This window comes from Paenibacillus sp. IHB B 3415 (genome assembly GCF_000802655.2).
In the GTDB taxonomy this organism is placed as follows: domain Bacteria; phylum Bacillota; class Bacilli; order Paenibacillales; family Paenibacillaceae; genus Paenibacillus_AQ; species Paenibacillus_AQ phytohabitans.
Map to the genome: position 1 here is coordinate 1 of NZ_JUEI01000061.1, position 13,359 is coordinate 13,359.

Below are 13,359 nucleotides of genomic sequence, written 5' to 3' on the forward strand. Positions count from 1 at the left end.
CCGTTTCAGCATATTTTAAAGATAAACCTAATGCCCCATCCGCTTGCGCTTATCCTCCTGCAGATGCCCCCAGTGACGGCGGACAAAAATAGCGATCAGAATCACGATAAACACCGCATACCACGTAAGGAACCCGTTCCACTCCTCCCGGGGGACAATCAGCGAGGAGCTGATCGTTCCAAACAGCCAGATATAAGACAGGTTTCCAAGTACCGTCCCCCAGATAAATGCAGCAGGCTTAATCGGTGAAACGGCCGACATCAGATTGATAATATTGCTCGGCACAATCGGAATCGTGCGCAGCAGCACCAGGGTCCAGATGCCGTAGCGGTCCAGATACATCTGCCATTTGTCATAGCGCTTCAGCTTATATCCCCATTTCCGGTCAAACCACTCAAAGAGATAGCGCCGGAACAGGAAGTAGACGAGCACCGCACCAATATTACAGGCCAGCCAGCTGACAATCATCCCGCCAATAACATTAAATACAGAGACATGAAGCACAATCAGGATCGCGAGTGGGAAAAATCCGAACAAACTTTGCAGTACCGCCAGTGGAACGGTAGCGAATAGAATGGAGGGGCCGCTCAGTCCAAGACTCTGCAGCAGCCAGTCGATCCAGGCATTAATGGTCTCAGTCACGGAGTTCTCCCCTTTCCTGACTCCTTGCAGCAGCTGTCTCCTGATTTCATACTGAACATAAGGGAATCGCTCATTAACGTTTGTTTCGTGAATCTTCAAGAAAAACACCCCTCGCGGGGTGTTTGTTGAATGAGTTTGCTTATGATATGTACATCTAAAGAACAGTCGTTAGCGTACAAGTTACAGAATTGTAGCCTATGTTCTTTCAATCATAGCACACATCGATCTTCTCTGCCAAATAGCTGATTCGCTGAACAATCTCTACAAATTCACTCCGGCAATCCATTCATTCACCTTGGCTTCATTGTTATCGACCCAATCTTTGGCCGCTTCCTCCGGAGATTGTCCGCCTTGAATCTTGACCATGACCTGAGCCATATCCTCTGCAGTCCACTTGAATTGACTTAAGAACAGATATACATCAGGCATATCATCCTTCAGACCTTTTCGTACCATAGTATGGATCTGTTCAGCACCGCCGTATACATTCCTCGGGTCATCCAGATATTTCAGATCCATATTCGCGAACATCCAGTGCGGAGTCCAGCCGGTAACTACGATCGGTTCATTGTTGTCAAAAGCTTTCTGCAGCTCCTGTGCCATCGCCGCCGAAGAGCTCTCAAGCAGCGTATAATCGCTTAATCCGTACGCTTCAATTGCGGCTTCAGTAGCCGTCATAATTCCGGCACCCGGTTCGATTCCGATAATCATGTTATCCAGCGAAGCCGCAACTTCCGCATTCTTCAGGTCCTCGATGGAATTAATATCCATATAAGCGGGAACGGCAAGTCCAGTCTTCGTTCCATCCAGATTCACACCGGCATCTACGATATCATTGCCGTATTTCTCCAGATAGGAAGCATGGGTACCCGGCAGCCAGGCGGCTACCATCGCATCCGCACTTCCGTCAGCAATCCCTGCCCACATTGGACCGGCATCGACCTGCAGCATTTCTACCGTAACGCCAAGCTTCGATTCCAGTACTTCCTTAACCACGTTCGTGCTGGCAATTTCCGAATCCCAGGCCACATAGGCCAGCTTCACTGAAGAATTATCCTTGGACGAGCATCCGGAAATAACAACAACCATCATCAGCAGTATAATCAAGCCGAGCTGGCTCAGTTTCATCGATTTAAATGTTCTCATATAAATAAATCCTCCTCTATCCTTGTTGTTTGGGCTTGAACAGCTTTTGGGTCAGACGGTCCAGCAATATAGCAATAATAACAATGGCAATTCCCGCTTCGAAGCCTGCCCCCGTCTTAGCCTGTGATACCGCACGGTACACATAGGCTCCGACACCCTGGGCGCCGATCATGGACGAGATTACGACCATCGACAGTGACAGCATAATGGTCTGGTTAATACCGGCCATAATAGTCGGCAGGGCAATCGGCAGCTGCAGCTTGAACAGCTTCTGTCCTGCTGTCGATCCGAAGGCATCCGCAGCCTCCACCAGCTCCGGCGATACCTGCCGGATACCCAGGTTCGTTAGACGGATGGTTGGCGGGATAGCAAATATAATAGAAGCAATCACCCCGGGCACTACACCCAGAGAGAAGAACGATACCGCAGGCAGCAGATATACGAACGCCGGCATCGTCTGCATGAAGTCAAGTATAGGCGTAGCAATGTTCTGGAAGGTCTTGCTCTGTGCACAGAGCACGCCCAGCGGAACCCCGATAATTACAGCCAGCAAGGAAGCCGTCAGCACAAGGGCCAGCGACTGCATTGAGGGGTCCCATAATCCGAGATTATCAATCAGCAGCAGCCCGATCACTGCGAACAATGCCATTCGCCATTTGCCGATCCAATAAGCCAAAGCGGCGATAAGTATGGTCAGCACAATCGCGGGCAGGAATGTTAGCGCCGCATCAATGCCGCTTACCATTCCGCCGATCACAGCATGAATGAGATCGAAGAAGGGGCCGAAATAAGTCGTCAGCCAGTCTTCAAGCCATTCTACGCCCTTTCCGAGCGGTATTTTGGGTAAATTCATGAACCAAGTCCTCCTTCCGGAACCGCATTACCGGCAAGTGCGGACAGCACGGCTCCCTTGATGACAATGCCCTTCAGCTTGTCACCCTCGTCTACTACGGCAACCGGCAGATGCGTCTCCGACATCATCTCGAACAGGTCATTCAGCAGGGTATCCGGCCGTACACGGGGAATCTCCCGCTGCATGACTTCCAGAATGCTCCGGTTCTCTTTCAGTGCCTGTGCCGCATTCTCCGCTGTAATTACACCTTGGAGCTTCATTTCATTATCCGCCACATATAAGCTGGATACTCCGCTGTCCCGCATGAGCTGCAGGGCTACCCGGGGTCCGCGTTCCGGACGGATCATCTCCGGCTGGCGCATGACATGAGCGGCGGTGAGCACCTTGGACAAGTCGACGTCCTCGACGAAACGTTCTACATATTTATTCGCAGGCTGAATGAGAATTTCTTCCGGCGAACCGATCTGGACAATGACGCCGTCCTTCATCAGTGCAATCCGGTCACCTATCCGCAGCGCCTCATCGAGATCATGCGTGATGAATACAATGGTCTTCTTCACCCGGGCCTGCAGCTCCAGCAGCTCCTGCTGCATATCCTTGCGGATCAGCGGATCAAGCGCACTGAAGGCCTCATCCATCAGCAGGATATCCGGATCATTGGCAAGCCCTCTGGCCAGACCGACACGCTGCTGCATGCCGCCGCTCAGCTGATCCGGGCGGTGATGCTCCCAGCCCTTAAGGCCCACCAGCTCAAGTGCCTCCATGGCAAGACGGGTTCGCTTGCTTTTCTCCACACCTTGCACTTCCAGTCCGTATTCAGCATTGGCCAGCACACTGCGGTGCGGAAACAACGCGAACTTTTGAAAGACCATGCCGATATTCTTGCGCCGGAACTCTCTTAGCTGTTCCGGATTCATCTGGACAACATCCTTGCCCTTGAATAATACTTGGCCCCCAGTGGGCTCAATCAGCCGGTTCAATAACCGGACGAGCGTGGACTTACCGCTGCCCGACAATCCCATAACGACAAATATTTCTCCTTCTTCAATGCTGAATTCGGCTTTATTCACGCCAACCGTCAGCTTGGCTTCCCGGGCAATCTTCTCTTTGGACCAGCCTTGTTCTAATAATGGAAGTGCCCGTACCGCATCATGACCGAATACTTTGGTAAGCTGTTTCACCTCTATAATTGCCATGGTGACCTCCTTCTCTCCCCTTAATATTTCAGGTTAGTTCTCCTGATCTAGTGTAACGGACTTGTGAAAAGAGACGCAAAGCGCATATTCGCTTAAAATTTAGTGTACAGTTTTAACTTTACGAACTTTACGTATAGAATACTCTGTTTAACGCCATATTCCGTTCCAGATGAATTCTTTACTTATAGCAGCGGATTTGATTACAATACATTGGAGAGGTTTGTTGCCTGTCAGCCTATTCCTCAGGAGGGACATCATGAACGATTTAGAGGGGCTTCTGCCCGAACAAATAGAGCGAATCAGCAAAGTCCGGGAGCGGGTCATCGATTCCATCGGTAAAAACATGGATTTGTACGGGATTACCCTCTCCATTGGGCATTTATACGGTTACATGTATTTCAATCAGGGTCCGGTTACACTGGACGAACTCAGCAGCACTATGGGTATGAGCAAGACATCAATGAGTACCGGTGTGCGCACGCTGCTGGATCTGAAGATGATCGATAAAGTCTGGGGAAAAGGCACCCGCAAGGATCTGTTCGAGGTGGTTCCCGACTGGCATCAGAACTTCAGCGACTACTTCTCCATTAAATGGAGAAAAGCAGTCGAGGGTAATATGACTGCACTTAACAAATCATTGTCCGAGATCCAGCAGATGAAGCAAGAATATGCGGACGAGCCGGACATCGGGCGTCTGCTTATGACCGATGAGGCCAAAATTGAGGAAGCGATCAAATATTACCGCTGGCTGCTGAAGCTGATCGAAGCGCTGGAGACCGGCAAGATTTTTGAATTGATCCCTAAAGAATAATATCAGCAATATACGTTAATCCTATTCCGCACAAATGAAAACGGGGCCGTTTATCGTTCTCTGTTATTTTACTGTTACAGTTTCTCAACCAGACTGACATCATCGATATAAATATGGTTGCCGGCCTGGATAGCCGTGTTGGTCTGTGCGCTGTTTCCGTCAATGAGCCCCATAAGGAATACCAGATGTGCACCCGCATCAGTACTGTCATTCATAGTAAAGGTGTAGCTGTACGCCTCCATCTCACCGGTCAGAGCTACGGCTGTCACCGGTAAATACTTGTTGTAATCCGGGCCGAAATGCTCAACGGCCACTTCAATCAGCCGGTTCACATCCGAACGGGCCTTGAAGGTCAGGGTGTAGGTCTTGCCTTGCACAAGCTTAAGATCTCTATAATCGACCTGCGCAGCGTAATTATATAATCCAGTGAAATTCAACGAGATATCAAGTTCCTCATCCTTAACTGCGGCACTCCCCTTCCCTGGTTCTTCGAAGTATTGCGTCCAGCCCTTAATGCCCTGATCCGCATTGAAGGCTCCGTTATCCAGCGTGCCGCTGGCAGGTTCGATGACCGGACCGCCTGTAACCTCTCTGACCACAATATCGTCGAAGGAGATCGTGTGCTCCGTACTGTTTGCCGTCCCGTCTTCACCTACGGTTTTGCCGATCAGATAGTTCAGCTTCAGCGGGCTGTCATTCGTAACACTGAACTGCGCGCTGTAAGTCGCCCAGGTTGCCGTGACATCGAACTTCGCTTGGACCGACTGGGCAGAGGTTCCGCTGTACTCCACAATAATCTGCCGCGCAACCGTAGATTTGGCCTTGAAGCTCAGCTCGTAGGTTTTGCCTGCTTCCAGCTTGATATGCTCCTGATAGAACTGTGTACTCCAGGTATCGCCGCCCGCAGCGGCAATCTCGATCTCCGCCACACCTTCGTTCACCTTAAAGTTTGAGACTCCGCCTCCCCCGGACCATGTCGACCAACCCGAGTCACCGCTTGTGAATGAACCGTTGACCACCAGATTGTTGTCATTGGCCAGAATGGCCTGAACGACACTTGAGCCTACATAACCGTCAGCTTCCACGGTAATCTTATAGCTGCCCTCTGCCGGGAATGCCGCGGCACCGATGATAATCGCGCCTGGCTTCAGACTGTAAAGTTCATCCGCGAGCGTGACACCGTCCACCTTCACAGCATTAATTTTGCCGGACCAGTCTCCCTTCTCTATGAAGGTAAGCTCGATCGGCTGCGACACCCGGTTACCGGTGCTGTCTGCGAGCAGCTCCTGCGGCTTGGCCGGCGCGTCCTTGATCTCGAACTTCACATTGTCGATGATGATGTCATGGCTCTGCGGAACGCTCACACCGCCCACCTTGCCAAGCAGGAATTTCAGCGAAAGGGTATCATTCGTTGCCTGCCGGAATTCGAATCTGTAATGATCCGTTGCCGGTGATACATCGATTGTCTTATCCATTGAAGAGATGTATTTCGCATTCTCCGCCTTCACGCTGATCTGGCGGGCAACGCTGGAGCTGGCATCGAATTCGACCACATAATCGGAGCCTGCGGCCGCCTTCAGGCCATTCTGGAACAGCATGACCGAATACGGCTGATTACCGGTATTCGTAATGCTGAATTTCGCCGCTCCGTCCACTGCCGCCGCTGCACTCTGCCCGCCGTCTTCCGTAACCAGCCGCTCCCAGCTGTTCAGGCCGAAGCTGAAGTCCCCGTTCAGCAATGGGTAATAGGTCAGGGTCGGGTCATAATAGAAGCTGGTGCGCAGCAGAACGAAATTATCCACATACACGGTTCCGGCAGTCCCGCCAAGCCGCAGGACGAATTGACCCAGATGATCCGTTGCTCCTGCAAGGTTCGTGAACACCGCCTCTACCTGCTGTTTGCCTGCTGTAAGCTGCACCGGCTCTGAAGCGTATACCTGCCCGTTATTGCCCTGCAGTTCAATTACTGCTGTCCGTGGGGAGGCGCTTTCGGCTTCAAAAGTCAGCTTATAATCCTGCCCCTGCACCAGGAAGATTCCCTTCTGCAGCAATGCAGCGTCAGCGCTGCCGCTATCCCCGCCTGAAATCTCAAGCTTCAGGACACCCGGGTCTATTACAACCGGAAGCACCGCTGCACCGCCTGCAGCCGTGGTGTGCCAATAGCTCAGCCGGTCCGGCTCGCCCAGATCAAAGCTGCCATTGTAGAGATGGTTGCCGCTGCCGAGCGGCGGTTTGGCACTGTCATGATCGAAGGGGATACTCTCAATCTCTTCGAGCCTGGCATTACCGAGCCATACCGGTGATGCATTGGTGCCCATATTGAACTCGATCCGCGCTGCGTTATCCGAGCTCTCCTTCATTTGGAACATCGTCTCGAAATGCTGAATCTCCGGTGTCAGGTCAGCTTTGAACGCCGGTGAATACGACGGGAATCCCAGCGGCGCCCCGCCTGTCAGCCGGACGCTAATATCACGCGCCGTATCCGTCTTGGCATCGAAGCTCAGCTTGTAGTATCTTCCCTTCGCGACTGAGACGATGGCCTGCGGCTGAATCGAATAAGAATTTCCGCCAGCGCTGCTGATGTTCACCTTGAGGAAATTCCCTCCGCCTGCCGGTTCTAATGACAGAGCCGCATCCGCACCGGTTTCCTTAAACAATACCCAATGCGCTGTATTCGGAATGCCCATTCCGGCATCGCCATCTACCTGTTCGGTGAACCCGCTGTTATAAATGAAGTTGCCGTCCTCAAGCGGCAGCTTGGCTCCCTCCAGATAAGGCTCCTTCTCGAATTGAACCGGTACCGGTTCCCGGTACTCGCGTCCGGTCAGCTCATATATTCTGACATAGTCAATTTCCATGGAACTTGGAAATACCGTCTCCTCCGTGGGGTTACCGTCAAAGTTACCGCCTACCGCCAGGTTCATCAGAAGGTGGAATCTCTGGTTGAACGGTGCCGGATACGCATTCATTGCCGGCTGGCCGCTGCTCTTGCTGTACCAGTCATTCTTGGTGGAGAATAAGACTCCATCCACATACCAGCGGATTTCCCCCGGCTCCCACTCGATGGAGTAGGTGTGGTAATCTTCAATCGTGGAATTGCCCGGCAGCACATATTCCTTGCCGGAATAGACATTATCCGGCCACTGGGAACCATAGTGAATGGTTCCGGCAACCACATTCGGGCGGCTGCCCCAGCCTTCCATAATATCCAGCTCTCCGGAGGCAGCCCAATTGCCGTAGGTGTAATCTTCCGGCAGCATCCAGATCGCCGGCCAGAGCCCCTTGCCAGTCGGTGCTTTCGCCCGGATCTCGAATTTACCGTACAGTTTGCTGTACAATCCCTTTGTTTTGATCCGTGAGGAGGTATACGGTTTACCGCCTACTGTTTCTTTACGCGCGGTGATGACCAGCTTGCCGTTTTCTTCCTTCACGTTCTTCCCGTCGTTCGTATAATACTCCAGCTCATTGTTGCCCCAGCCCGGATTACCGACTATGGTTCCGTCTCCAAGGTCATAAGTCCATTTAGCCGGATCAATGACATTATCATCGAATTCATCATTCCACACGAGACTCCACGGATCGCTGGTTGGTGCCGGAGTTGGTGTAACTTCCGGCAACGGGGTCGATGTAGGCAGCGGACTCGGCGTAATTACCGGTGTTGCCGTCGGTTCGGGCGTCGGCGCTGGTGTAGCTTTCGGCGTCGGCTCTGGTGTAGCTTTTGGCGTCGGCTCCGGCGTAGCTTCCGGCGTCGGCTCCGGCGTAGCTTCCGGCGTAGCTTCCGGTGTTGGCTCCGGTGTAGCTTCCGGTGTTGGCTCCGGCGTTACCACTGGCGTCGGCGCTGGTGTAGCTTCCGGCGTCTGGGTCACAGCCGGTGTAGCCGTAGCGGCAGTCTCTCCGCCGCTGCCGGCAGCAGGAGGCTGGCTGGCCTGCGGTGCAGCCGGATTCAGATTCGTGCTGCTGCCCTGCTTGAGGGCAAAGCCGCCTACAGTAACATCATCCGCCTGGTTCAGCACGGTACCGAAGCTGCCGCTGCCCTGGATCGCCAAGCCCTTGGCACCGGGTTTGATGAGCAGCTCGGCCACCTGCGCTTTGTCCATCAGCACTATTGTGCCGGAGGTTCCCCATACCAGCTTAGCGAGCTTGCCGGAGAAGTTCAGCGTAAATCCGGCTCCTGCCGGATCTGCGGTGGAGACCACTCCATAATTCCCTTTAAGGGTGGCCGTTTTCTCCCTCGCCGGCAATATAACATTGGTGAATCCTTCTCCGGTGAGATTGCCTTCTTCAAGGATGGCACCAGAGTTCAGCTGTATGGTTCCTGCTGTTGTGGTCCCGCTGGCAACGATGCGGACTGTGCCACCGGGCTTCGCAACCTGAATAGTGCCAAGGCTGCTGTCCGCAAGGGTCACGCTGTGTTCACCGCCGCCGCGGATATAGGTTGTGCCTTTTACCTGAACACCTTGAATCCGGATATCACCTTCTCCGATACCCTCGGTAAGATAGAGATTGCCTTCAATTACACTGTCCTTGAGTGTAGCTCCTTCATGGTTCAGCACCACATTCCCCTGTACCGTTCCCAGCTTCACTTCCCCGCCGGAGGACTGGAGCTCCTGCACCAGCGTATCGGCCATCTTAGCCAGCTCGGCGCGGGTAATGTTTCCGTCCGGCTTGAACAATCCTCCCGGATAGCCCTGAATATAGCCGGCTGCAGTAAATGCATCCGCTGCTGAAATGACCTCGCTGGCTGCCCCGGCCAGATCGCTATACACCGACCCTGCATGATTGCCAGTCTCCAGCCGGAGAATCCTCTGCAGCGCCACAACCGCTTCCCCTCGCTTCAGCTTAGCCCCAGGCTGGATATGGTTATCTGCTCCTGCACTTAGATAACCTGCCGCTACCGCCTTGGCGATATCGTTCCTGTACCAGGCTCCCGCAGGTATATCTGCCGGGAGTGCACCTGCCGCTTCCTTGTAGCCAAATATGCGGTTGATGATGGCCGCGAATTCTGCCCGCGTCACCTGATGATCCGGCCGGAAGCTGCCGTCCCCGTAACCGGAGATCACACCACTGCGGCTCCAGCGCTGTATGGCATCCGCCGCCCAATTGTCCGTGCTCACATCAGTAAACGCTTTCATTTCAGCGACAGTCAAATTTCCGTTCTGCACCGCAGCTGTTATATTCCCCGCAGCTGCCAGCTTACTCTTCGCAGGCAAGGCGCCTGCCGCTCCGCCGCCCAGCGGTGACAATAGTCCGGTAATGATCACAGCAGCCGCTAACACCGCAGATACATTTCTTTTCATTCCCATTATGCCTCCTCTAGTTTCCAGTATCGCCCGTTCCGAATCACATGACCGGGTATTTCACAGCTGCAATAATCGAAATCGGTTTCGATAATATCCATACTTATCCCTTGAGTGCAATAAACCTTTGACTTGTTTCGGCAAGTTGAATAGACTCTAGAAAGAACTATTTCTTAGCAGCAGCCGAGTGTCCGATGAACGGCCCTATAGCCTGAGAAACCCTGGCATACCCGTCTTTTGGCCCTGTTACAACTATTAAGCGGGGGTGACTTTAGCATGCAGATGAATATCAAAAAAATTGCCGAAATGGCCGGGGTCTCTGTATCCACTGTTTCGAAAATAATGAATAATTACAGCGATGTTTCCGAAAAAACGAAGCAAAGAGTGCTGGAGATTATCGAACAAACCGGATATACCCCCTCAAGCTCCGCCAAGACACTGGCTACCAAGAAGTCGAATCTGATCGGGGTTATTTTTGCCGGTGAGCTGAATGTGGAGTTTACCCATCCTTTTTTTGTAGAGGTACTGAATTCCTTCAAGAAGCAGATGGGGGTGCTGGGTTACGACCTGATCTTCTTTTCCAATGAGAAATTCATCAGCAGCGGCGATTATTTCTCGCGTTGTCTGCATTTCCATGTGGATGGCTGCGTCATTATCTCCGGACAACAGATGGAGCCTGCCATACAGGATCTGGATAGGAGCAATATTCCCTGCATCGGCGTTGACCTGGAGCTGACCGGCAAGAAATCCGGCTATGTGATGTCGGATAATTACCAGATTGCCTCCAAAGTGGTGGAGCATTTCTATCTGCTCGGCCACAGGGAGCTTGGCTTCATCGGCAGTACGGCCGATTCGGATATCTCCAACCGGCGCGAAGCGGGCTATGTCAAAGCCATTGCCGGTTTCGGTCTGACGATGAATCCCAAATGGTTCGTGCATGGTGACGATTTCTTCGAGCCCAGCGGCTACGCGGCCATGAAGCAGCTGATCCAGACCGGAAGCTTGCCGCAAGCCATCTTCGCCGCCTCCGATCTGCTCGCCCTGGGAGCGGTCCGCGCCTTGAAGGAGCATGGCCTCCGTGTTCCGGAGGATGTCGCCATCATCGGCTGTGATGATATCGAGGCCTGCCAGTATACCAGTCCGACACTGACTACAATCCGCCAGAACAAGGAACGGCTGGGCGTACTCGCGGCCCATATGCTGTTCGATCTCATTAATAATCAGTCGGAAGGCGGCTCCTTCGTGGTTGAGCCGGCGCTGATCATCCGTGAATCCTGCGGAAGCGGGTTGAACCGCTGAGCTGCGCCCTCTTCCGGGTGCAGATTACTACCTCCCCTCTGTTTCCTCATTCCGCTTACCTGAAGCATACTGAAACCGCTTTCGATACTATAATCTCTCATTTGATGGGATGGTTCAAGGTACCGTTTTTCTGGTTATGGGGACCATTTTTCGGCTTGGTCCCCATTATTTGTGTTTAAAAGCGAACGGGCAGGATAATGGAAATGATTTGTAGAAAAAATCTATAAATGAAACTGGCAAAAGTTCAATCTGGACAATTCTACCGGCAGTTGAATAAAGCGCATGTGACCATTCAACCATCGCTTGATAGGATTGCATTTGCCAAAATGCTATGCTGTTTTCGACAGTGCGCACTGTACATTTTGTTTCATTGGAGGTATACAATGCTCGACTTGCGTAAAATTGGAGCTTATATTTCGAAGCTTCGCAAAGACCAGGATCTGACCCAATTGGAACTTGCCGATCAACTGAATGTAAGTCATCAGGCGGTATCGAAATGGGAACGAGGCGAATCGCTACCGGATATCGGAACGCTTCCGCAGTTTGCGAGGTTATTCGGCAAAACGGTAGACGACATTCTAAATGCAGGAGACAACGCAGAAAATCGGGAGCACCAGCACCTAGGAACGATCATTGAGGAGATCGCAGAGAACAGGCCGGACCAAGTTGCAGAGATGGTCAATACCGGTGAGGTGGAGATGGAAGAGCTTGTAGAATTAGCGCCGTTTGTAAAAGCAAGCGCTCTGCATAAGGTTACAGAACGAGTAGACAGCAGCATCCTTAACTTAGACGTGATCATGCGGCTGGCTCCGTTCCTTGGAACAGATACATTGGATGAACTGGTTCATCAGGCAGATGAGGGCAGCGTAAGCTGGAATTCCGTTCAAGGGCTGGCACCCTTTATTAGGAGAGAAACGTTAAGCCGCTTGGTAGAGCGGGTTACAGATGGTACCATCGATGCGAACCGGATCATGAGCCTCGCACCTTTTTTGGACAGGGAAAATCTCGAGAAGTTGATTAATGGAGTCGAAGCTGAGCAGCTTAGCCCAGATCTGCTGGCAAGCCTTGCTCCTTTTGTCGATCAAGGGACATTGAGCAGAATGATGACAATCTTATTGAATAAAGTAAAGTAGACACGTATATCGGAGACCGGAGATTGGTGATGCATCCCTGCAAAGCCTTATTTTTTCATGAACTTTGTGAATATGACGTTATCTGAAAGTGCGCAAAACTTATATGTGAGGGTGATTTTGTTTGAAACAAGGACTTATTGTATTCTTAAACGGAACTTCAAGTTCAGGAAAGACTAGTATTTCTATGGAATTGAAAAAGCAGAAAGAGATTCCTTTTCATCATTTATCCATAGATGATTTTTTTGCTAATTACAATGATTTTATTGATAATATATTTCCAGATATTGAACCTACAAGAGAAGTGGATAATGTCGGACAAATTCTTTTTGATCCCATAATGTCAGTGTACTATGCAACAATTAAATTGTTTTCAGAAATGGGTTTGAATGTAATCGTCGATACCGTAATCGACAATGACAAGCGGTTTAATGATTACCTTGATCTATTGTTCGATCATCCTACATTTTTTGTATGCGTATTATGCTCGAAAGAAGAACTTACAAGAAGAGAGCAAATCAGAGGAGATCGAGAGATTGGACTAGCGAATTCCCAGTACGACACAATATATTCCTTTGATGAATATGACCTTGAAGTAAATACGGAAGAGTTGAGTCCCGCAGAATGCGCCGAAAAAATATTAAGTTTTATTAAATCCGATCAGGATTACTCTGCATTTAAGAAATTAAGTAAAAGAGAGATTAGTGTTTCATAGAAGGCGAATCCGTCAGATAACAACATATTTAGCAGCATTGGGGCAATTGCCCCTCGGTCTGCCCGAGGGATTTCGGAAAATTAAGCTCTAACGGGAAACCTTAGCTCAATAAAACAGCGGCAGTCCAGGACTTTGTTTTCTCGTCCACGGCTGCCGCTGTCTTCCATAGTTGTGGCTAGTCTAATACATATCTCACGATATCTGACGATTTAATGATTCGGAAACCGCCTTGATAAAATGTCCGATGTGGATCTTCTTATGAGTGTTTTC

Annotated in this window: 9 protein-coding genes; 4 read left to right on the forward strand and 5 right to left on the reverse strand. The window is 51.2% G+C overall.

The features are described from left to right. Positions 1 to 27: 27 nt before the first annotated feature. The 4 genes from QW71_RS24740 to QW71_RS24755 all read right to left on the reverse strand — a co-directional run bounded on the left by QW71_RS24740 (position 28) and on the right by QW71_RS24755 (position 3,837). On the reverse strand, positions 28 to 741 hold the full coding sequence (locus QW71_RS24740) for a TVP38/TMEM64 family protein (RefSeq protein ID WP_235441540.1): 714 nt from the start codon (positions 739 to 741) through the stop codon (positions 28 to 30). 162 nt (positions 742 to 903) lie between these two features. Next, complete coding sequence (locus QW71_RS24745) at positions 904 to 1,788, reverse strand: glycine betaine ABC transporter substrate-binding protein (protein WP_235441541.1); 885 nt, start codon at positions 1,786 to 1,788, stop codon at positions 904 to 906. A gap of 16 nt (positions 1,789 to 1,804) precedes the next feature. Beyond that, the gene (locus QW71_RS24750; RefSeq protein WP_039305343.1) at positions 1,805 to 2,641 is read right to left on the reverse strand and encodes a proline/glycine betaine ABC transporter permease; all 837 of its coding nucleotides are present in this window, start codon (positions 2,639 to 2,641) and stop codon (positions 1,805 to 1,807) included. Next, on the reverse strand, positions 2,638 to 3,837 hold the full coding sequence (locus QW71_RS24755; RefSeq protein ID WP_039305346.1) for a glycine betaine/L-proline ABC transporter ATP-binding protein: 1,200 nt from the start codon (positions 3,835 to 3,837) through the stop codon (positions 2,638 to 2,640). Before QW71_RS24755 ends, QW71_RS24750 begins: the two co-directional genes overlap by 4 nt. Positions 3,838 to 4,093: 256 nt before the next feature. Here QW71_RS24755 and QW71_RS24760 point away from each other — a divergent pair, with 256 nt between their 5' ends. Then, complete coding sequence (locus QW71_RS24760) at positions 4,094 to 4,648, forward strand: GbsR/MarR family transcriptional regulator (protein WP_039305349.1); 555 nt, start codon at positions 4,094 to 4,096, stop codon at positions 4,646 to 4,648. Positions 4,649 to 4,722: 74 nt separating this feature from the next. Here the strand turns inward: QW71_RS24760 and QW71_RS38210 are convergent, their stop codons facing one another. Next, entirely contained in the window at positions 4,723 to 9,945 is a 5,223-nt protein-coding gene (locus QW71_RS38210; protein ID WP_052770180.1) for a carbohydrate binding domain-containing protein, read from the reverse strand. 282 nt (positions 9,946 to 10,227) lie between these two features. On the opposite strand from QW71_RS38210, the gene QW71_RS24770 reads away from it, so the two are divergent. The 3 genes from QW71_RS24770 to QW71_RS24780 all read left to right on the forward strand — a co-directional run bounded on the left by QW71_RS24770 (position 10,228) and on the right by QW71_RS24780 (position 13,089). Next, positions 10,228 to 11,244 carry a LacI family DNA-binding transcriptional regulator gene (locus QW71_RS24770; protein WP_039305455.1) on the forward strand — a complete coding sequence of 339 codons (1,017 nt, stop codon included), beginning with the start codon at positions 10,228 to 10,230 and terminating at the stop codon, positions 11,242 to 11,244. A gap of 383 nt (positions 11,245 to 11,627) precedes the next feature. Continuing rightward, positions 11,628 to 12,377, forward strand: a complete 750-nt coding sequence (locus QW71_RS38215) for a helix-turn-helix transcriptional regulator (protein WP_052770182.1) — start codon at positions 11,628 to 11,630, stop codon at positions 12,375 to 12,377. Between the two features lie 121 nt (positions 12,378 to 12,498). Then, positions 12,499 to 13,089 carry a chloramphenicol phosphotransferase CPT family protein gene (locus tag QW71_RS24780; RefSeq protein WP_039305352.1) on the forward strand — a complete coding sequence of 197 codons (591 nt, stop codon included), beginning with the start codon at positions 12,499 to 12,501 and terminating at the stop codon, positions 13,087 to 13,089. Positions 13,090 to 13,359 lie beyond the last annotated feature (270 nt).